This window comes from Streptomyces sp. NPDC031365 (assembly GCF_055569765.1).
This window is the reverse complement of the sequence record NZ_JBVIIM010000003.1, coordinates 479,216-498,857: the sequence shown is the minus strand read 5'-3', so window position 1 is coordinate 498,857 and position 19,642 is coordinate 479,216. Positions and strand designations below refer to the sequence as shown.

Annotated in this window: 20 protein-coding genes; 10 read left to right on the top strand and 10 right to left on the bottom strand. The window is 72.8% G+C overall.

The window, feature by feature from the left end; translation table 11 throughout:
• The first annotated feature begins 31 nt into the window (after nucleotides 1-31).
• Both ACZ5C2_RS07570 and ACZ5C2_RS07565 read left to right on the top strand, forming a co-directional pair.
• Nucleotides 32-451, top strand: coding sequence for an ArsR/SmtB family transcription factor (locus tag ACZ5C2_RS07570; protein ID WP_468787592.1), 420 nt, complete (start codon nucleotides 32-34; stop codon nucleotides 449-451).
• A complete protein-coding gene (locus ACZ5C2_RS07565; protein ID WP_468787590.1) occupies nucleotides 448-933 on the top strand; it encodes an SRPBCC family protein in 486 nt (161 codons plus the stop codon). The genes ACZ5C2_RS07570 and ACZ5C2_RS07565 overlap by 4 nt, the downstream gene beginning before the upstream one ends.
• A 59-nt stretch (nucleotides 934-992) precedes the next feature.
• Here the strand turns inward: ACZ5C2_RS07565 and ACZ5C2_RS07560 are convergent, their stop codons facing one another.
• From ACZ5C2_RS07560 to zapE, 4 genes are all read right to left on the bottom strand, one after another.
• Nucleotides 993-2,387 carry an alkaline phosphatase PhoX gene (locus ACZ5C2_RS07560; RefSeq protein ID WP_468787588.1) on the bottom strand — a complete coding sequence of 465 codons (1,395 nt, stop codon included), beginning with the start codon at nucleotides 2,385-2,387 and terminating at the stop codon, nucleotides 993-995.
• A gap of 253 nt (nucleotides 2,388-2,640) precedes the next feature.
• The gene (locus ACZ5C2_RS07555; protein ID WP_468787586.1) at nucleotides 2,641-4,089 is read right to left on the bottom strand and encodes a SulP family inorganic anion transporter; all 1,449 of its coding nucleotides are present in this window, start codon (nucleotides 4,087-4,089) and stop codon (nucleotides 2,641-2,643) included.
• Nucleotides 4,090-4,097: 8 nt separating this feature from the next.
• Nucleotides 4,098-4,679: a carbonic anhydrase gene (locus ACZ5C2_RS07550; RefSeq protein ID WP_468787584.1), complete on the bottom strand. Its 582-nt coding sequence runs from the start codon at nucleotides 4,677-4,679 to the stop codon at nucleotides 4,098-4,100.
• 499 nt (nucleotides 4,680-5,178) lie between these two features.
• Nucleotides 5,179-6,282: a cell division protein ZapE gene (gene zapE, locus ACZ5C2_RS07545; protein WP_468787582.1), complete on the bottom strand. Its 1,104-nt coding sequence runs from the start codon at nucleotides 6,280-6,282 to the stop codon at nucleotides 5,179-5,181.
• 37 nt (nucleotides 6,283-6,319) lie between these two features.
• On the opposite strand from zapE, the gene ACZ5C2_RS07540 reads away from it, so the two are divergent.
• From ACZ5C2_RS07540 to msrB, 4 genes are all read left to right on the top strand, one after another.
• Complete coding sequence (locus ACZ5C2_RS07540; RefSeq protein ID WP_468787580.1) at nucleotides 6,320-7,114, top strand: pyrimidine reductase family protein; 795 nt, start codon at nucleotides 6,320-6,322, stop codon at nucleotides 7,112-7,114.
• 224 nt (nucleotides 7,115-7,338) lie between these two features.
• The gene (locus tag ACZ5C2_RS07535; RefSeq protein WP_468787578.1) at nucleotides 7,339-7,812 is read left to right on the top strand and encodes an indole-3-glycerol phosphate synthase; all 474 of its coding nucleotides are present in this window, start codon (nucleotides 7,339-7,341) and stop codon (nucleotides 7,810-7,812) included.
• A gap of 92 nt (nucleotides 7,813-7,904) precedes the next feature.
• Nucleotides 7,905-9,293 carry a UDP-N-acetylmuramate--L-alanine ligase gene (gene murC / locus ACZ5C2_RS07530; RefSeq protein WP_468787576.1) on the top strand — a complete coding sequence of 463 codons (1,389 nt, stop codon included), beginning with the start codon at nucleotides 7,905-7,907 and terminating at the stop codon, nucleotides 9,291-9,293.
• Nucleotides 9,294-9,307: 14 nt separating this feature from the next.
• Nucleotides 9,308-9,718 (top strand): peptide-methionine (R)-S-oxide reductase MsrB, encoded by a 411-nt coding sequence (msrB, locus tag ACZ5C2_RS07525; protein WP_468787574.1) that lies wholly within the window; start codon nucleotides 9,308-9,310, stop codon nucleotides 9,716-9,718.
• A 15-nt stretch (nucleotides 9,719-9,733) separates the two neighbouring features.
• Here msrB and ACZ5C2_RS07520 read toward each other — a convergent pair whose 3' ends face one another.
• Entirely contained in the window at nucleotides 9,734-11,122 is a 1,389-nt protein-coding gene (locus ACZ5C2_RS07520; protein ID WP_468787572.1) for a hypothetical protein, read from the bottom strand.
• A 113-nt stretch (nucleotides 11,123-11,235) separates the two neighbouring features.
• Here ACZ5C2_RS07520 and ACZ5C2_RS07515 point away from each other — a divergent pair, with 113 nt between their 5' ends.
• On the top strand, nucleotides 11,236-12,519 hold the full coding sequence (locus ACZ5C2_RS07515; protein WP_468787570.1) for a molybdopterin-dependent oxidoreductase: 1,284 nt from the start codon (nucleotides 11,236-11,238) through the stop codon (nucleotides 12,517-12,519).
• A 14-nt stretch (nucleotides 12,520-12,533) separates the two neighbouring features.
• On the top strand, nucleotides 12,534-12,995 hold the full coding sequence (locus ACZ5C2_RS07510; RefSeq protein ID WP_468787568.1) for a hypothetical protein: 462 nt from the start codon (nucleotides 12,534-12,536) through the stop codon (nucleotides 12,993-12,995).
• Nucleotides 12,996-13,137: 142 nt separating this feature from the next.
• Here ACZ5C2_RS07510 and ACZ5C2_RS07505 read toward each other — a convergent pair whose 3' ends face one another.
• The 3 genes from ACZ5C2_RS07505 to ACZ5C2_RS07495 are packed head-to-tail and all read right to left on the bottom strand — an operon-like array spanning nucleotide 13,138 to nucleotide 15,181.
• Entirely contained in the window at nucleotides 13,138-13,839 is a 702-nt protein-coding gene (locus ACZ5C2_RS07505; protein ID WP_468787566.1) for a class I SAM-dependent methyltransferase, read from the bottom strand.
• Nucleotides 13,836-14,459: a TIGR04282 family arsenosugar biosynthesis glycosyltransferase gene (locus tag ACZ5C2_RS07500; RefSeq protein ID WP_468787564.1), complete on the bottom strand. Its 624-nt coding sequence runs from the start codon at nucleotides 14,457-14,459 to the stop codon at nucleotides 13,836-13,838. The genes ACZ5C2_RS07505 and ACZ5C2_RS07500 overlap by 4 nt, the downstream gene beginning before the upstream one ends.
• Nucleotides 14,456-15,181, bottom strand: a complete 726-nt coding sequence (locus tag ACZ5C2_RS07495) for a glycosyltransferase family 2 protein (protein WP_468787562.1) — start codon at nucleotides 15,179-15,181, stop codon at nucleotides 14,456-14,458. Before ACZ5C2_RS07495 ends, ACZ5C2_RS07500 begins: the two co-directional genes overlap by 4 nt.
• A 103-nt stretch (nucleotides 15,182-15,284) precedes the next feature.
• Between ACZ5C2_RS07495 and ACZ5C2_RS07490 the strand changes: the two genes are divergently transcribed.
• Nucleotides 15,285-16,013, top strand: coding sequence for a response regulator transcription factor (locus tag ACZ5C2_RS07490; RefSeq protein WP_468787560.1), 729 nt, complete (start codon nucleotides 15,285-15,287; stop codon nucleotides 16,011-16,013).
• Between the two features lie 3 nt (nucleotides 16,014-16,016).
• Nucleotides 16,017-17,129 carry a sensor histidine kinase gene (locus tag ACZ5C2_RS07485; RefSeq protein ID WP_468787558.1) on the top strand — a complete coding sequence of 371 codons (1,113 nt, stop codon included), beginning with the start codon at nucleotides 16,017-16,019 and terminating at the stop codon, nucleotides 17,127-17,129.
• A 15-nt stretch (nucleotides 17,130-17,144) separates the two neighbouring features.
• On the opposite strand, the gene ACZ5C2_RS07480 is transcribed toward ACZ5C2_RS07485, so the two are convergent.
• Both ACZ5C2_RS07480 and ACZ5C2_RS07475 read right to left on the bottom strand, forming a co-directional pair.
• Nucleotides 17,145-18,146, bottom strand: a complete 1,002-nt coding sequence (locus ACZ5C2_RS07480) for an NAD-dependent epimerase/dehydratase family protein (RefSeq protein ID WP_468787556.1) — start codon at nucleotides 18,144-18,146, stop codon at nucleotides 17,145-17,147.
• A gap of 52 nt (nucleotides 18,147-18,198) precedes the next feature.
• Entirely contained in the window at nucleotides 18,199-19,626 is a 1,428-nt protein-coding gene (locus ACZ5C2_RS07475) for a sensor histidine kinase (RefSeq protein ID WP_468787704.1), read from the bottom strand.
• Nucleotides 19,627-19,642: the final 16 nt, after the last annotated feature.

Below are 19,642 nucleotides of genomic sequence, written 5' to 3'. Positions count from 1 at the left end.
GATGGGGGCAGCGGGACTAACGTACAACCAAATGGTTGTAGATGGGATCGCAGACGAGACCGGTGAGACGGACGAAACCGTGGACCGGCTGTTCCATGCCCTGGCCGACGCGACGCGGCGCGACATACTCCGTCGCTGTGTCCGGGGTGAGCTGTCCGTGTCACGTCTGGCCGCGGCATACCCGATGAGCTTCGCCGCGGTGCAGAAACACGTCACGGTGCTGGAACGGGCCGGTCTGGTCACCAAGGAACGACGCGGACGGGAACAGCTCGTGCGCACCGATCCCGATGCGGTGGGCCGGGCGCGGCAGGTACTCGACGCGCTGGAGTCGGCCTGGCGGGCCCGGGTGGACCGGATGTCCGGTCTGCTGGCGGAGGACGCCGACGGGACCACCGGTCCCGTGGCCCCGGCCGCCCACGACGAGAACACGACGGAAGGACCGGACAGATGACTGTCACCACCGTGGACAAGGACCTCGACCAGCTCACCCTCACCCTCGTCGCCGACTTCACCGCCCCGGTCGAGCGGGTGTGGCAGCTGTGGGCCGACCCGCGGCAGCTGGAGCGCTGGTGGGGCCCGCCGAGCTACCCGGCGACCGTCGAGGAGCACGATCTGACGCCCGGCGGCGGCGTGACGTACTACATGACCGGCCCGGAGGGCGAGAAGTTCGGCGGCTGGTGGCGGATCTCCTCGGTCACACCGCCGACCGCGATCGAGTTCACCGACGGCTTCTCCGGCGAGGACGGCAAACCGAACCCCGAGATGCCGACCACCTCGGTGCGGATGACCCTCACCGAACACGACGGCGGTACGCGGATGGAACTGCGTTCCCTGTTCGACACCCGGGAGCAGATGGAGCAGCTGGCCGAGATGGGCATGGTGGAAGGGCTGAGCCAGGCCGTCGGCCAGATGGACGCGCTGCTGGCGGGCTGAATCATCGTTCACCCCGAGCCGGGACGGAGGGCGGTGCGCCACCCTCCGTCCCGCCCCGCCTACCTGCGCCAGGGGCCCGTCACGGCGAACGTCGTTCCGGGGTCGTAGCAGTTGACGTACATGGTGCGGCCGTCCGGGGAGAAGGCGACCCCGGCGAACTCGCCCCAGTCCGGGTCCTCCTCGGTGCCCCGGTTCTGGCGGTTGCGGGCCACCTCGTAGACCTTGCCGCGCCGGGTGACGCCGTAGACGTGCTGGGCGCCTCCGCCGTCCTCGCAGACCATCAGACCTCCGCTGGGCGCGAGGCAGATGTTGTCCGGTGACTCGCCGGGCAGCTGGATGTCGGTGTCCGGGCCGAAGACGATCACCAGGGTGAGGTGGCGCCGGTCCGGGTCGTACCGCCAGATCTGACCGTGGTGGTCACCGGCCGACCCCTCGGAGCTGCGGGCGAAGGACGAGACGAAGTAGACCGACCGGCCGCCCCAGTAGCAGCCCTCGAGCTTCTGCGCGTGCGTGATGCCCTTCGGGCCGAAGTCCTGGTGGCGGATGGGGGTTTCGGCGGCCCCCGGGTCCGGTACGTCCACCCACTCGACACGGTCGAAGTGGGCACCCGTCTCCTGGATCGAGGAGAGGTCGGGCACCCCGGGCACCCGCATCGCCTGAAGCCTGCCGCCCGCACGCAGCGAACCCGTGCCGCCCAGGGGTTTCTCCGGAAGGAAGCGGTAGAAGAGGCCGAAGGGCCGTTCGAAGGCGTCCTCGGTCTCGTAGACCACGCCCCGCCTCGGGTCCACGGCGACGGCCTCGTGCTGGAAACGGCCCATCGCGGTCAGCGGTTCGGCACCGGTGCGGCGCGGGTCGGCGCCGTCGACCTCGAAGATGTAGCCGTGGTCCTTGGTGTAGCCGTTGGTGCCGGCCCTGTCCTCGGTCTCCTCACAGGTCAGCCACGTGTCCCAAGGAGTGGGGCCGCCCGCGCAGTTGACGGCGGTACCGGCGATCGCGACCTGTTCCGAGCGTACCCGGCCGCGGTGGTCCAGGGTCAGCGACGTACAGCCGCCCTTGCCCGCCGGGTCGTAGGTCAGGCCGTCGATCACCGGGACGGGGACTCTGGCGGTGGCGCGGTTCTCGTGATTGCGGACCAGGTGGACACGGCCGTGGCGGCCCGCGAACGCCGCCATGCCGTCGTGGTTGGAGGGGACGGGGCCCTCGCCGGAGCGCAGCTGGTCGCCCTCGCGGGAGAGGACCCGATAGCGGAAGCCCTTCGGCAGGTCGAGCAGTCCGTCGGGGTCGGGGACGAGGGGGCCGTAGTCGCCGTGGCCGAGGTCCTGGGCGGCGGCGGTGCCGGTGAAGAGTTCGGAGAGGGCGCCGGAGAAGGCGATGCCGATGCCTGCCGCGCCGGTGCGGGCGAGGATTTGACGGCGTGTGGTGGGGGAGTCGGTGGTATGCCCGGCTTCGGTCATGGGGGAGGGAAACCTTCCTGCTGGCGGACAGGAACTGTGACCCCGCTGTGTCTATCACCTGGTGCGGGTCCCGGGAACCACGCGTGGAGCCCGTGTCCCTGGGGCCGGGGCGCGACGGAGGGCTGTTCGGTGATTCCGCCGTGTGCGGGGGCGGCCGGGGTGGGCCGTGGGGCGTGTTCGCCCCCGCCGCCCCTTTCCGTCCCGTCCCCGGGGCTCCGTCCGGGACCCGTTCGCATGGTTCCCAGCGCGCCCCCTACCGGCCCATGCTCACAGGAGCGTCCGGTGTGCTGTGGCGTTCCGCCCAGTGCTGGAGGGCCGAGTGGCAGGCGTGGTCGACGTGGTGGAGGCCGGTGAGGTCCAGTTCCACGGGACGGTCCTGGGGGAGGGACTCCAGGGTGTCCAGGATCTTCGGCAGGCGCAGGAACGTCGCGTTGCCCGACAGGTACACCTGAATGGGTCCCGCTCCCTTGTCCATGACCTCCAGCTTCGCCTGCGAGGTCTCCCAGGCGGTCTTGGCCACGGACAGGGCCAGACCGATCAGCACACCCTCGAACATGTTCACCACCACGATCGACACCGCGGTCACCACCAGGACCAGTGCCTCACCCCGGTGCCCACGCCACAGCACGGCCAGTCCGCGCAGCGGGATCAGCTTCCAGCCCGCGTGGACCAGGATGCCCGCCAGCGCGGGCAGCGGGATCAGGGCCAGCGCGGACGGCAGCAGTGCGGCGAACAGCAGGAGCCAGACGCCGTGCAGCACCCTGGACGCCTTGGTCCTGGCGCCCGCCCGGACATTGGCCGAACTGCGCACGATGACCGCGGTCATGGGCAGGGCACCGAGGAGCCCGCAGACCGTGTTGCCCGCGCCCTGCGCCATCAGTTCCTTGTTGTACCGGGTGCGCGGGCCGGTGTGCAGCCGGTCCACCGCCGCCGCGCTGAACAGGCTCTCGGCGGAGGCGATCAGAGCGAACGCGATGATCGTGCCGAGGACGCCGACCCCCGTCAGTGCGCCGAAGGCACCCGCGTCGGGCGGCTGGACGGCGTCGAACAGACCCCGCACCTCGACCGTCGCGACGGTCATGCCGAACGCGAGGGTGACGGCCGTCGCCAGCAGGACCGCCGCGAGTGCTCCCGGCACGGCCCCGGCCGGCCCGGGCACACGGCGCCACAGCACCATCACCGCCACGGTGCCCGCGCCGACCGCGAGCGAGGTGAGCGCCTCGGCGTCGCCGAGCGCGTCCACGGCTGCCCCGGGCATCCCGAGGATCTTGCCGACGCCGGTGCCGGGCGCCTCCAGCCCGGCCGCCGCGTACACCTGGCCCGCGATGAGAACCAGGCCGATGCCGGCCAGCATGCCCTCGACGACCGAGAGCGATATCGCGCGGAACCAGTGTCCGAGCCGCAGTGCGCCCATGGCGAGCTGGAGCACTCCGGCGGTGAGCACGATCACGCCGAGGGCGGGCAGTCCGTAGGTGTCCACGGCCTCGTAGACCAGCACGGTCAGTCCGGCGGCAGGCCCGGACACCTGGAGGCTGCTGCCCGGCAGGAGTCCGGTGACCAGACCGCCCACGATGCCGGTGACCAGGCCGAGTTCGGCCGGGACACCGGAGGCGACGGCGACGCCCACACACAGCGGAAGGGCGACGAGGAACACGACGAGCGAGGCGGCGAAGTCCTGCCGGAGATGAAGGAACCTGGCCACGGTCCTGCTCACAGCGCTTCGAACGTGTCACCGGCGGGACGGTGTTCGCGTACCGCCCCGGTGTGCACCTCGTAGTACCAGCCGCGCAGCCGGAGCCGGCCGGAGGCGAGCCGCTGCTGGACGCACGGGTAGGAGCGCAGGCGCAGCAACTGCGCCAGGACATGGTGCTGCACCGCCGCCGCGCAGGCGGGGTCCGCCGTGTCGGCCGGTGCGGGAGCGCCCGCGGCCTGCGCCAGCCAGTCGCGTACGGCCGGTACGGCGTCCAGGTCGTCGCCGCGCACCAGCGCGCCGATGGCCCCGCAGTGCGAGTGGCCGCACACCACGATGTCGGTGACGCCCAGCACCTCCACGGCGTACTCGACGGTGGCCGCCTCGGCGGTGGGGCGCCCGGGGGCGTACGGCGGGACGATGTTGCCCGCGGTGCGCAGCTCGAAGAGCTCGCCGGGCCGGGCGCCCGTGATCAGGGCCGGTACGACCCTGGAGTCGGAGCAGGTGATGAACAGGACGTCGGGGGACTGCCCCTCGGCGAGGCGGGCGAACTCCTCAGGGCGCTGTCCGAACGTACGGGCGTTGTCGATGAGGGGCTGCATCGGGCGTTTCCTCCTGGCGCGCGTGGGGACGCGTCTCAAGGCCGAAGGGCTGGTATTCAGCCCTTCCGGCGCTTGAGGAGCGGGTTCTGGGGCGGAGCCCCAGGATCGGGAAGGGAAAAGGGCGGCGGGGGCGGGACACGGGCCTGTCGCGCCCGGCGGGATGATGCTGACCCGTGGCCCTTGTTTCACGGGCCGTCTATACGGATGCGAAGACCGCGAAAAGATGCCGAAAAGTGAGACGAAGGTAAAGCGACGAGGAGGGCCTGGGGTGCGGCCGCGGTCGCCCGACCTTGGAACATGCGTCCGCCTCGAGGTGGTTCACACCTATCCGGCACGCCAACGCCTGGTCAACGGTTGGTCAAGAAACACGTTAACCCCGCAACGTCCGATGCGGGGTCAACTCCATGTTCGTGGCGGAGAGCGCCTGAAAAAAAGGGGGTGTGATGGCGCGAACGCACCGTTGATCAACGCCGATTCGATCGGATGTCGCACACCCGTATTACGGGACGTCGGCGAGCCGTTTCGCGTCGCGGGCCAGCGCGGTGAGCCGCGAGATCGCCCGGAAGTACTTCTTGCGGTAGCCGCCCTTCAGCATCTCCTCGCTGAACAGCCGGTCGAACGGCAGCCCCGAGGCGAGTACGGGCACCTCGCGGTCGTAGAGCCGGTCCGCGAGGACGACGAGGCGCAGCGCCGTCGACTGGTCCGGCACCGGCCGCACACCGGTCAGGCAGACCGCGCGGAGCCCGTCGGTCAGGGCGCCGTACCGGCTGGGGTGCACCTTCGCCACATGGTCCAGCAGGTCGGTGAAGACGTCGAGCGAGGCACCCTCGGTGGTGTGCGCGGTGCGGACCACCACCTCGTCGGAGTACGGCGGCGGCGCCTCGGGCAGGCCGCGGTGGCGGTAGTCCTCACCGTCGATGCGCAGGGCGCGGAAGTGCGCCGACAGGCCCTGGATCTCGCGCAGGAAGTCCGCGGCCGCGAACCGGCCCTCGCCGAGCTTGCCCGGCAGTGTGTTCGAGGTGGCGGCGAGCGCCACACCGGCCTCGACCAGCTTGCCGAGCAGGGTGGAGACGAGCACGGTGTCGCCCGGGTCGTCCAGCTCGAACTCGTCGATGCACAGCAGCCGGTGCCCCGAGAGGGTCTTCACCGTCTGCTGGAAGCCGAGGGCGCCCACCAGGTTGGTCAGCTCCACGAAGGTGCCGAACGCCTTGAGCGAGGGCTCCGCCGGTGTGGCGTGCCACAGGGAAGCCAGCAGGTGGGTCTTGCCGACGCCGTATCCGCCGTCGAGGTAGACGCCGCGCGGCCCGGCCGGGGCCTTCTTCGGCGCCTTGCCGAAGCCGAACAGCCGACGCAGGCCCGAGTCTCCGGCCGTCGCCTCGCCGAGACCCGCCGCGAAGCCCTCGAGGACGTGTACGGCCTCGGTCTGGCTCGGCTGGTCCGGGTCCGGTATGTAGGTGCCGAAGCGGACCGAGTCGAAGCGCGGCGGCGGCACCATCTCGGCGACGAGCCGGTCCGCGGGGACGTGGGGCTCGCGGGCGCACAGGGACAGCGGAGCCACGGCGGCTGTCGGACCGGGGCGGGAGGCGGGGGAGGAGGGCGACACGGTCCCCCATGCTACGGGGCGTGGAAGACTGCGTGACATGCGACGCCTGTTCCCCGTGACCGACGTGACCGACGAAACAGCAGCTCCCGGCGGGGTGGACGGCCGTGAGTGGAGCCTGGCCGAGCTGGCCGCCGCGTACGCCTACCCCGGGCCGGGGCCCGGCGGCCGGGAGCCGTGGCTGCGTGGCAACATGGTGTCGACACTCGACGGCGCCGCCCAGCACGACGGCCGCTCCCAGCCCATCTCCTGCCCGGCGGACATGCGGATCTTCGGCGTGCTGAGGGCCCTCGCGGACGTGGTGGTCGTCGGCGCGGAGACGGTACGGCAGGAGGGCTATCGCCCGGCACGCGCGCGGGCCGACTTCGCGGCCGCCCGGGAGGCGGCCGGACAGGGACCGGCGGCCACGATCGCGGTGGTGACGGCGAGCATGGACCTGGACTTCTCGCTCCCGCTGTTCACCACCCCCCTGCTGCCCACGCTGATCCTGACCGGCGCCGGGGCCGCCCCGGACCGGGTCGCCGCCGCCGAGAAGGCCGGCGCCCGGGTGGTCGTGTCCGGGGAGGGAACCGCGGTGGACCCGGCGCGGGCGGTGCGGGCGCTCGCGGACCTCGGGCACATCCGGCTGCTGACCGAGGGCGGGCCGCGGCTGCTGGGCCAGATGGTGGCGGCGGGGGTGCTGGACGAGCTCTGTCTGACCGTCTCGCCGATGCTCACGGCGGGTGACGCTCAGCGCATCGCCGGCGGACCCTCAGTGACACTTCCGCGGCGTTTCACGCTGAAGGCGATGTTGGAAGAAGACGGATTCCTGTTCACGCGGTACCAGCGGGCCTGACCGGCCCCGCCCGGGACCGACCGGCCCTCAGAGGACGGGAGGTGCTCGACGGTGACCGTCGGTCCGACGATCGGCGGAACCGACTCGTCCGCCGCGTGCGGCGACAGGCGGGACTGATGTCCGGCCATACCCGTGCCGGTGCGGGGCAGGATGGTTTCCGCGGGCCTGGCTCGGCCCACGGATCGGAGAGGGCCCGCGGGCCCTCCGAGGAGAAGGGGCGCCTGGTGTTCACAAGCGTACTGATGATCGAGAAGGCCCTGACGTCCGCAGACGTGGAGTTCGTCACCACTCTGCACGGTGACGAGCCGGTCTCCTTCCACGTGCTGCTCCAGCCGCGCGGCGAACAGGCCGACCGGTTGCTGAGAGCCATCGACGACGTCGCGCTCGGCGAGCTCGACGAGGCCGTCCGCGAGCACGAGACCCCCGAGGGCGAGGAGGCCACGAGCATGGGGGAGCGGGCCCTCGAGGTGTCCTTGCAGGCCTTGCGGGGCACCGGCGACACGGCGGAGGGCCGGCTCATCGGAGACCACCCGCTCGACGCGCTGAAGGCCATGGTGGAGGAGGTCGGCGCGGACGAGGTGATCGTGCTGACCGACCCGCACTACGTGGAGGAGTTCTTCCACCGGGACTGGGCCTCCCGGGCCCGGCACAAGGTCGGCGTACCGGTGCTGAAACTCTTCTCCCACAGCAAGGCATAGGCTGGGGCGGCGCTCTTTCGCGAAGGGCCCCGAGGCCTTCGCGAGGGCGCGAAGACCGTCGTCCCGCTCGTCGCACCACTGGGAGTACACGCATGGCACCCGGCCTTCCCACCGCCATGGACCGACCGCACTTCATCGGCATCGGCGGCGCCGGAATGTCGGGCATCGCCAAGATCCTCGCGCAGCGCGGAGCGAAGGTGGCCGGCAGCGACGCCAAGGACTCCCCGACCGCCGACGCCCTGCGCGGGTTCGGCGTCACCGTGCACATCGGCCACGCCGCCGGGCACCTCGCCGACGACGCCAGCTGCGTGGTCGTCTCCTCCGCGATCCGCGAGGACAACCCCGAACTGGTCCGCGCGGCCGGGCTGGGCATTCCGGTGGTGCACCGCTCCGACGCCCTCGCCGCCCTGATGGACGGCCTGCGCCCGATCGCGGTGGCCGGCACCCACGGCAAGACCACCACCACCTCCATGCTGGCCGTCTCCCTCACCGAGCTGGGCCGGGAGCCGTCGTACGCGATCGGCGGCGACCTGGACGCCCCCGGCTCCAACGCGCTGCACGGCGAGGGCGAGATCTTCGTCGCCGAGGCGGACGAGTCGGACCGCAGCTTCCACACGTACGCGCCCGAGGTCGCGATCATCCTCAACGTGGAACTGGACCACCACGCCAACTACGCCTCCATGGAGGAGATCCACGAGTCCTTCGAGACGTTCGTCGGCCGGATCGTGCCCGGCGGCACCCTGGTGATCTCCGCGGACCACGAGGGCGCCCGCGAGCTGACCCGCCGGCTGGACGGCTCGGTGCGGACCGTGACGTACGGCGAGGCGGAGGACGCCGACGTACGGGTGCTGTCGGTCATCCCGCAGGGACTGAAGAGCGAGGTGACCGTCGAGTTCGACGGTGCCCCGCTCACCTTCACCGTGTCGGTCCCCGGGCGGCACTACGCGCACAACGCGGTGGCCGCGCTCGCCGCCGGGGCCGCGCTCGGCATCCCGGCCGCCGAGCTGGCCCCCGCGCTGGCCGCCTACACCGGCGTGAAGCGGCGTCTCCAGCTCAAGGGCGAGGCCGCCGGCGTCCAGGTCATCGACTCCTACGCCCATCACCCGACCGAGATGACCGCCGACCTGGAGGCCATGCGCGCCGCCGCCGGTGACGCCCGCATCCTCGTCGTCTTCCAGCCGCACCTGTTCTCCCGCACGCGGGAGCTGGGCAAGGAGATGGGCCAGTCCCTGGCCCTGGCCGGCGCGTCGGTGGTGCTGGACATCTACCCGGCCCGCGAGGACCCGATCCCGGGGGTCACCAGCGACCTGATCATCGAGGCGGCCCGGGCGGCCGGCGCGGACGTGACGGCCGTCCACGACAAGGCGGAGGTCCCCGAGGTGATCGCGGGAATGGCGAAGCCCGGTGATCTGGTTATCACCATGGGAGCGGGCGATGTCACCGACCTCGGCCCGCGCATCCTGGACCGTTTGCCGAAGTAAGGGGCTGAAAGCTCATGCCGTACGACGTCGAGAAGCCGGACGAGCAGTGGCGCGCGGAGCTGTCGCCGTCCGAGTACGCCGTTCTGCGCGAGGCAGCCACGGAACCGGCCTTCACCGGTGAGTACACCGACACCAGGACCGAGGGCGTCTACTCCTGTCGCGCCTGCGGCGCCGACCTGTTCACCTCGGACACCAAGTTCGAGTCGCACTGCGGCTGGCCGTCCTTCTACGACCCGAGGGACACCGACGCCGTGGAACTGGTCGAGGACCGCACGCACGGCATGGTGCGCACCGAGGTCCGCTGCGCCCGCTGCGGCTCGCACCTCGGGCACGTCTTCAAGGGCGAGGGCTATCCGACGCCCACGGACCAGCGGTACTGCATCAACAGCATCTCGCTGCGGATGCAGCCCGCCGCCGAGCGCTGATCCGTACCCTGCTCCTCACCACCCCGTCAGCAGCAGGTGGTTGAGGAGCAGGGCGAGGACGGCCTGCCCGGCGAGCCACGCGCGCGGGCCCGGGAGGAAGGCGCACACGGGGAACAGCCAGAACGCGAACGGCAGCCAGATGCGTTCCGTCTCCGCCTTGCTCATCCCGGACAGATCGGCGATCAGCAGCGCGAGGAGCGCGGAGAGGACGAGCAGGGCCGGACGAACGGCCGCGTCGTTCGGGACCAGGGCCGGACGTGGAGCGGCGGCACCGCGGGTGAGCAGGAAGCGGAACCCGGCCACCACGCCGCCGGCCCTGCGCAGCCCCGCCACCGTCGCCGGGCCGACGACCAGCACCGTGCACGCGAGGTTCGCCCAGATCCAGTACCCGTACGGGCGCACCCCGCCCGCCCCCTGGTAGTAGCGGGTGACCAGCAGCCGGTACGCCTCCCACCAGTCGAAGCCCAGTGCGGTGAACACGACCGGCACGACCACGAACCCGGCGGCCACGTACGGCAGGGCACGCAGCCGCCGCGTGCCCAGCAGCAGTACCGTCGCGCCGGTCACCGCGAACAGCGTGAGCCCGTACGACAGGTACATCGTCAGACCGAACAGCAGTCCGGAGCCGAAGCCGGTCCAGACCGGCCGGCGATCCGTGACGGCGAAGGCGAGCAGGGCGACGGCCCAGGCGGTGACGGCCGTGAAGAAGCCGTCGGCGGAGGCACCCACCCACACCGCGCCCGGGGCCAGCACCAGGAAGGGCACCGCGCGGCGGGCGAACGGCTCGTCGGCGAGCCGGCGCACCGTGATCAGGATCGCGGCCACGGCGGTGGTGCCGACGGTGATGACGAAGGCGCCGGCCCATCCGCCGCCGCCCAGGCCGATCCGGTCCAGCAGGACGAAGGTGAGGGTGGCGCCCGGCGGGTGCCCGGCGACGTGCGCGGGCCAGTTGTCGGGGGCATCGATCAGAATGTGCCCGTTGAAGCCGCGCAGCGCGGCGGGGATGTCACCGAAACGGTCGATGACCCGCAGGTACTCGTGCTTCTCGGTCAGCCGTCCGGCGACGCCCCGCGACCAGCCGTCCACGAGGGCGAGCGACCAGGTCCACGCCAGCGACGCCACCCACGCCGTGAGCAGCAGCGGCCGCCAGGACAGCCGGGCCGCCAGGGAGGGGCCGTACGCCACCACCCCGGCCGCGACGGCCACCGCGGCCAAGGTGCCCGGTCCGGTGTGCGGCATCCAGTCGCCCACCAGGGGCGGCCAGTTCACGTACAGCGTGCCGTGCCGGTCCTGGATACGCGTCCCGACCAGTACGGCGGCCAGCACGAGCAGCGCCGCCGCGGCGACGGCGGACAGATCACGGACGACGCCGCGGTGGGCGGTGCGGGGGAGATCGCGGTTCACGTCCACACGCTAGGCAGGTGAAGCGGCGCCGAGCGGCTGACAAGGGCGGATGTCAGCGTTTCGTCATCGTTCCCGGGCCCGTTCACGGGGTGCCGCGGACCTACGGTCGGCACATGGCTCGGTCTCTCCTCCCCACCCGCCCCGCGCGGAGCCCCTTCTCACCGGACTTCTGGCGCAGCCCGCTGCGCGGCACCTGGTTCACCTCGGTCCTCGGAGTGGTCCTTCTCGCCGGCGTCACCCTGCTGTTCGTGACGGGACTGCTGTCGTACGCGGCGTACAACCCGGACCTGTCACCGGTGAACGACAAGACGCCCGGCAAGGGGATCCTCGGCTTCTATCTGTTCTCCTGGCCCACCGATCCGCCGTGGCTGTACCGGCTGACCCAGGGCGTCCACGTCACGCTCGGCCTCGCACTCGTCCCGGTGCTGCTGGCCAAGCTGTGGTCAGTGGTGCCCAGGCTGTTCACCCTGCCGCCGGCCCGGTCGCTCACCCACGCATTGGAGCGGACCTCACTGCTGCTCCTCGTCGGCGGGGCGCTGTTCGAGTTCGTGACGGGCATTCTCAACGTCCAGCTCGACTACGTCTTCCCCGGCTCCTTCTACCCCCTGCACTTCTACGGTGCCTGGGTGTTCTTCGGCGCGTTCCTCGCCCACACGGTGCTGAAGGCGCCGCTGGCGCTGCGCAATCTGCGGCGGATGCGGGAGGGGAGCGAGGAGGCGGCGGACGAAGGGGCCGAGGAGTGGGCCGACGACCTGGTCGCCCCTCACCCCGACCGGCCGACCGTCTCGCGGCGCGGAGCGCTGGGGCTGGTCGGCGGCGGCTCGCTGCTCCTGTTCGCCACCTCCGCCGGGCGCAGCTTCGACGGACCGCTGCGCGAGACCGCCGTCCTGACCCCGCACGGCGGGCCGGAACCAGGCAGTGGACCGGCAGGCTTCCAGATCAACAAGACGGCCGCGTACGCCGGGATCCGCGCCGGGGAGACGACCGGGGAGGCGTGGCGGCTGGTCGTCACCGGGCGCTCCGGCACCGTACGGCTCAGCAGGGCCGATCTGCTCGGTCTGCCGCTGCACAGTGCCGACCTGCCCATCGCCTGTGTGGAGGGCTGGTCCACCTCCGGCCAGTCGTGGCGGGGCGTACGGCTGCGGGACCTCGCGGCGCTCGTCGGCCATGACGACCCGGTCGACGTGTTCGTGGAGTCACTGCAACGCCGCGGCGCCTTCCGGCGGGCCGCGCTGCGGGACAACCAGGTGGGCGACCCGCGTTCCCTGCTCGCCCTGTCCGTCAACGGCGCGGACCTGACCCCCGATCACGGCCACCCGGCCCGGATCATCGTCCCCGCGGCTCCCGGCGTGCTCCTCACCAAGTGGGTCGCGCGGCTGACGTTCGGTGAGCTGTGAGGAGGCTCGTTCCCGTGCGCACGCGACACCGGTTCCCCCGCCCCGTGCTCGGCAGCCCGTTCCGTCTGCTGGTACTGCTCGCCTCGTTCGCCCTCTGCGGGTACGCGGGGGCGCGGCTGCTCGACGGCGACTGGTTCCTGGTCGCGCTGTGGTTCGTGGGCGCGGCGGTGATCCATGACCTGGTGCTGCTGCCGCTGTACGCGGCGGCCGACCGTGCGCTGGTGAGGGGCGCGGGCCGGCGCAGGGCGTGGATCAACCACGTACGGGTGCCGGCCGCCCTGTCCGGGCTGCTGCTGCTCGTGTGGTTCCCGCTGATCACCGGCCGGGTGTCGGAACGCTACGCGGGCGTGGCGGGCCAGTCCGCGGACGGCTACGCGACCCGATGGCTGATCGTCACGGCCGCCCTGTTCGGCGTCTCGGCGGTGGTGTTCGCGGTGCGGCGGCGCGGACGGAGGAACCCGCCCGCTGACGGCTGACGGCTGACGGCTGACGGCTGACGGCTGTTTCGACGGTGCTCCGGGCCCGTGGTGCCGGGCCGGTGCGTTGTCGCCTTCGTTCGACCTGCTTGCCCATGGCCAGTGACCACGAGGCGTGTGGTCTCCCGGAGAGCTCACTTCCTCAGGCACTACGGGCGCGCAGTGCCACGAAGGTGCGTCCGCTCGTCGACCACTGGTCGTCCGCCCGCCAGCCCGCCGCCTTCGCGTGGCGCAGCAGCGCCGGGGTGCCGACGCGGGCCCACGGGAAGGCACCGCCGGGGGTGCCGTGCAGGCTGGTGACCTGGACGAGGGCGCGTTCGTCGACGTCCGGCTGGGGAGCCGTCTCGGCGATCAGCAGGCCTCCCGGCACCAGGAGCCGAGCCAGCCGGTGGATCAGGACGACCGGATCGCCGCCGATGCCGACGTTGCCGTCCATGAGCAGGACGGTGCCCCAGCGGCCGGTGCCGGGCAGCGGGTCGAAGACGGAGCGGAGCAGTGCCTGCCCGCCGCGCCGGACGGTGTGTGCCACCGCCGCCTCGCTGACGTCGATGCCGAGGGCACGACGCCCCTGGGTGCCGAGGGCCGCGACCAGCCGTCCCGGGCCGCAGCCCACGTCCAGCACCGTGCCCTCGCAGCGCCGCAGCACCTCCAGGTCGGCATCGTCCGCCTCGGCGCACCAGCGCTCCACGTCCAGCGGCAGCAGCCATCCGTCGGCGCGGCGCAGGAACAGCGGTCCCCGGCCGGCGCGCAGGGCGTCGGCGTAGGGGTCGGCGGACCAGGCGTGTTCAGCGGCGTCGTAGGCCCGTTGGTGTCCGAGGCGCGCCGCCGCCCGCACCCCGCTCACCGATGAGCCGCCGTCAACCGCGCCAGACGTGCGGCGAAGCGTCCGCCGGGCGCCGCACCGGCGACCACGGCGGCGTCGTACGCCGTGTCCACATCCCGCAGCCGCGGCAGTTCCCGCACCCGCAGATGCGCGAGCCGCCGCCGTTGAGCGGCCCCCGTGTCCGGGATCGACATGGGCACCCCGCGCAGCAGATCCGGGTCGGGCTCGGCCAGGCCCAGCGCCCAGAAGCCGCCGTCCTCGGCGGGGCCGAAGTACGCGTCGCAGTCGGCGAAGTCCACGGTGAGCAACTCCGGTGTCACCTGGGGCGTGTCCATGCCGATGAGCAGCGCGGGTCCGTCGCACCCGGCGAACGCCCCGGCCAGCCGCTCGTCGAGACCACCCGCGCACTGCGGTACGACCTCGACACCGGCCGGCAGCCAGGGCCCCGGCACCCCGTCCAGCACCAGCACCCGGCGCCGCGCGGGGGTGCGTGCCACCGCCTCCAGCGTGTCCGCGAGCGCGGCCTCGGCGAGTCCGGCGGCCTCCTCGGGCGTGAACGGCGGGGTCAGCCGGGTCTTCACCCGGCCCGGGCGGGGCTCCTTGGCGATGACGAGCAGGGTCACGGCGGTCGTCGGTGTCATGAGGCCACCTCCTGCCGTACCGGTGGCTCCTGGAGCACCCGGCTCATGTCCCGTACCGCCTGGAAGGTGCCGCGCCAGGTGCCGGTGACCTTGGAGGCGCCGGTGCGCGGTGCGTACGGGACGTCGTGCTCGGTGATCCGCCAGCCGGCGTCGGCGGCGCGCACCACCATCTGGAGCGGATAGCCGCTGCGCCGGTCGGTCAGGTCCAGGGCGAGCAACTCCGCGCGCCGGGCCGCCCGCAGGGGGCCGAGATCGCGCAGCCGCAGTCCGGTACGGCGCCGCAGCAGCCGGGACAGGGCGAGGTTGCCCGCGCGGGCATGGGCCGGCCAGGCGCCGCGTGCCTGCGGGCGGCGCCGGCCCAGCACCAGGTCGGCCGCGCCGGTCCGGATCTCCCGGACGAACGGCACCAGGTCCGCCGGGTCCAGCGAGGCGTCGCAGTCGCAGAAGCAGACGATGTCGGCCGTGGCGGCGGTCAGTCCGGCATGGCAGGCGGCGCCGAAGCCGCGCCGCTCCTCGCGCACGACGGTCGCGCCGAGTGCGCGGGCGAGGAGGTCGGAGCCGTCCGTGGAGCCGTTGTCCACGACAAGGGCGCGCCAGCCGGGCGGGACGCGTTCCAGCACCCACGGCAGCGCCGCGGCTTCGTCGAGACAGGGCAGGACGACGTCCACGGACGCCGGGCCCGGTTGGTCCGGGGTGGAGGGGGAGGTGGTCACGGCTCTCACCCTACGAGCACGAAACAGACATAACGGTCATCGGCTCCTTACGGAACGCGGACGTCGGTGACCGGCCCGCACCTTCGCGCGCGCGTGGTGCGAGGCTGACCGTATGGAGCAACGACCACCGCACGCCGAGGCCGGGGCCCGGGTCCTCGTCGTGGACGACGACCCCACCGTCGCCGAGATCGTCACGGGCTACCTCCACCGCGCCGGATACGTCGTCGACCGGGCCGGCGACGGCCCCGACGCGCTCGCCCGCGCGGCGGCCCACTGGCCCGACCTCGTCGTCCTCGACCTCATGCTGCCCGGCATGGACGGCCTGGAGGTGTGCCGCCGGATGCGTGGTCACGGGCCGGTGCCCGTCATCATGCTCACCGCTCGGGGCGACGAGGACGACCGCATCCTCGGCCTGGAGGTCGGCGCCGACGACTACGTCACCAAGCCGTTCAGCCCGCGCGAACTCGTCCTGCGCGTCGAGTCCGTGCTGCGCCGCACCCGCCCCGCGTCGGGCGCCGCGTCCGGCCTGCTGCGGGCCGCCTCGCTCGCCGTCGACCCCGCCGCCCGCCGGGCCACCAAGCGCGGCGTCGAACTCGCCCTCACCATCCGTGAGTTCGATCTCCTCGCCTTCCTCCTGCGTCATCCCGGGCGGGCGTACGCGCGCGAGGAGCTGATGCGGGAGGTGTGGGGCTGGGACTTCGGTGACCTGTCCACCGTGACCGTCCACGTACGGCGGCTGCGCGGCAAGGTCGAGGACGATCCGGCACGGCCCCGGCTCATCCAGACCGTGTGGGGCGTCGGCTACCGCTGCGACCCCGCCGCCGGTTCCGGGGAGACGTGAGCGATGCGGGACACACTGCTCATCGCCCTGTTCGCCTTCCTCGGCGCCGCCACGGCCGGTCTGCTCGGCGCGTGTGTGCTGCTGCTGATCCGTCGGCGGTCGCTCACCGCGCATCTCGCGGTGGTCGCCGGGGTCGGGGTGACGGCCATGCTCGCCGGCACACTGGCCGTCGCCCAGGCGATGTTCCTCTCGGCGCACGACCTGAGTGTGGTGACCACGGTCGTCGCCATGGCCGCCGTGGTCTCCACGGTCACCGCGCTGCTGCTGGGCCGCTGGGTCGTCGCCCGCAGCCGGGAACTGGCGCTCGCCGCCCGCTCCTTCGGCGACGGCGGTGACTTCGCCGCGCCCGACGGCCCGGCCACCGCCGAACTCGCCGCGCTCAGCCGCGAACTGGCGGCGACGAGCGTCAAACTCGCCGAGTCACGGGACCGCGAGCGGGCTCTGGAATCCTCACGGAGGGAACTCGTCGCCTGGATCTCCCACGATCTGCGCACCCCGCTCGCCGGACTGCGCGCGATGGCCGAGGCGCTGGAGGACGGGGTCGCCGCCGAACCCGACCGCTATCTCCGGCAGATCCGCACCGAGGTGGAACGCCTCAACGACATGGTCGGCGACCTCTTCGAGCTCTCCCGCATCCACGCGGGCGCGCTGACCCTCTCGCCCTCCCGCATCTCCCTGTACGACCTCATCGGTGACGCCCTCGCCGGAGTGGACCCGCTCGCCCGCGAGCACGGGGTACGGCTCGTCGGCGACGGGGTCGAACCGGTGCCGGTGGAGGTGGACGGGCGGGAGATGAGCCGCGTGCTGGGCAACCTGCTGGTCAACGCGATCCGCCGGACGCCGGCCGACGGCACGGTCGCCGTCGCCGCGCAGCGCTCGTCCGAGGGCGTGGTGCTGTCCGTGACCGACGGCTGCGGCGGCATCCCCGAGGAGGACCTGCCCCGCGTCTTCGACACCGGCTGGCGCGGCACCCACGCCCGCACCCCGCCGGCCGGCGCGGGCCTCGGTCTCGCCATCGTCCGCGGCATCGTCGAGGCCCACCGCGGCAGCACCACGGTCCGCAACGTCACCGGCGGCTGCCGCTTCGAGGTGACCCTCCCGGCGACACAGGGCTGAGCCGGCCCCGGCGGCTCAGTCGCCCCGCAGACCCGCGGCCGCGAACTCCCGCATGCCCTCCTCGAAGCCGGTCGCCGGCTTCCAGCCCAGCTCGGTGCGCAGGCGGGCGGAGTCGGCCGTGATGTGGCGGACGTCCCCCAGGCGGTACTCGCCGGTGACGACCGGGTCCGGGCCGCCGTACGCCACGGCCAGGGCGCGGGCCATCTCGCCGACCGTGTGGGGCGTACCGCTGCCCGTGTTGTACGCGGTGAACACCCCGGCGGCCGGCTCCGCCTCCAGCGCGGCGACGTTCGCCTCCGCCACGTCCCGCACATGGACGAAGTCCCGGCGCTGGCCGCCGTCCTCGAAGACGCGCGGGGCCTCGCCGCGGGCCAGCGCGGAGCGGAAGAAGGAGGCGACGCCCGCGTACGGGGTGTCGCGAGGCATGCCGGGGCCGTAGACGTTGTGGTAGCGCAGCGACACCGTCGAGCCGCCCGTCGACCGGGCCCAGGCGGCGGCCAGGTGTTCCTGGGCCAGCTTGGTCGCGGCGTACACATTGCGCGGATCGGCCGGGGCGTCCTCGCCGACCAGGCCGGGTTCGAGGTCCGAGCCGCACACCGTGCACGTGGGCTCGAACCGCCCTGCCGCCAGGTCGGTGACCGTCCGCGGCCCCGGCCGCACCACGCCGTGCCGGGCACAGACGTAACGGCCCTCGCCGTACACGACCATCGAACCGGCCAGCACCAGCCGCGCCACCCCTGCGTCGGCCATCGCCGCGAGCAGCACCGCCGTACCCAGGTCGTTGCGGGAGACGTATTCCGGCGCGTCGGCGAAGGAGGTGCCGAGGCCGACCATCGCCGCCTGGTGGCAGACCGCGTCCATGCCGGACAGGGCCTCGCGCACCGCTCCGGGGGCGCGCACGTCCGCCGTCGGATCGGTGCGGACGTCGAAGACGACGGGCTCGTGCCCACGGGCCCGCAGCGCCTCGACGACATGGGACCCGATGAACCCGGCACCGCCGGTGACCAGTACACGCATGCGCCCACGCTAGGCCCGCGCCCCACCCGGAAGCGGGGCCGCGCCCGGCATGTCACCGGTCCGTAAGACCGGCTCCGTCCAGCGGCAGCCGTACCGTGAACACGGTGGCCCCGGGCTCGCCGTTCAGCTCGATGTCGCCGCCGTGTGCCCGGATCAGCGAGCGGGCGACCGCGAGGCCCAGCCCGCTGCCGCCACGGTCGCGGCTGCGGGCCTTGTCGACCCGGTAGAACCGGTCGAACACCCGCTCCCGGTCCTCCGCCGGGACACCGGGGCCCGCGTCGGCCACCCGCACCAGCGCGGACTCCGGATCACCGGCCACGGACACCGCCACCGACACCGGGGTGCCGGCCGGGGTGTGCACGGCGGCGTTGGTGAGCAGATTGTCCAGGACCTGCCGGATGCGCTGCGGGTCCAGGCGAAGGATCAGCGGGCCGGCACCGGCCGCCACCGTCAGCGGATGTCCCGGATGACCCGCCCGGAACGCGTCGGCGGCCTGCTGCACCAGCTCCACCAGATCCGTGTCCGCGGTCCGCAGCGGTGCCTCCACCTCCGCGGCGTCCAGCCGGGCGAGCAGCAGCAGATCGTCGAGCAGCACCCCCATCCGTGCGGCCTCCGCCCGCAACCGGGCCAGATGCCGTCCGCGTTCGGCCGGCTCGTTGGCGGCGGCGTACTGGAACAGGTCCGCGTAGCCGCGTACCGACATCAGCGGGGTGCGCAGTTCGTGCGAGGCGTCCGCGACGAAGCGACGCAGCCGCAGCTCCGCCTCCGCGCGCACCGCGAGGGAGTCGTCGATGTGCTCCAGCATCGTGTTGAAGGCGGTGCGCAGCTCCGCCACCTCGAGACCGCCGTCCCGCCCGTCCGCGCGCAGCGGCAGCCGTGCCGCGGACTCGCTCAGGTCGTGCGAGGCGATGCCGTGCGCGGTGTGCGCCATGTCGCTCAGCGGCTTCAGCCCGCGCCGCAGCATCCGCCGCCCGGACACCACCAGGGCGAGCAGCGCCAGCGCGAACACCACGACCTGCACCGTGATCAGCTGCTCGACGGTCTGCTCGACGTCCTTCACGGGAGCCGCGCTCACCAGCACCACACCGGGTTCCACCTCGCAGCCGCGCAGCCGGTAGGTGCCCTCCCCGTCGATCCGCGCGGTGCGCGTCAGTTCGGTGTCGGAGTGCGCCATCGCCCGGGCGAGATCCGCCATCGCCCGGGTGTCCCCCGGCACGTCGGACGGCGTGCGCAGCGTGACCGCGTCGCCGGAGGCGGAGACGTCGTACACCGCCGTGTACCACCCGTAGTACGGCTTCCGCTTCACCGTGCCGTGCGCCGCCGCGTCCTTGGCCTGCACGGTCTGGATCAGCTTCAGCTGGTCGCCCAGCTGCCGCTCCAGATAGTCGTGCATGTACGTGGTGAGGGCCGTCCCGACGACCGCGAACACCGCGAGCGACAGCACCCCGAGGCCCAGTGTCAGCCGGGTGCCGAGGCGCATCCGCCGGTAGGTGTCC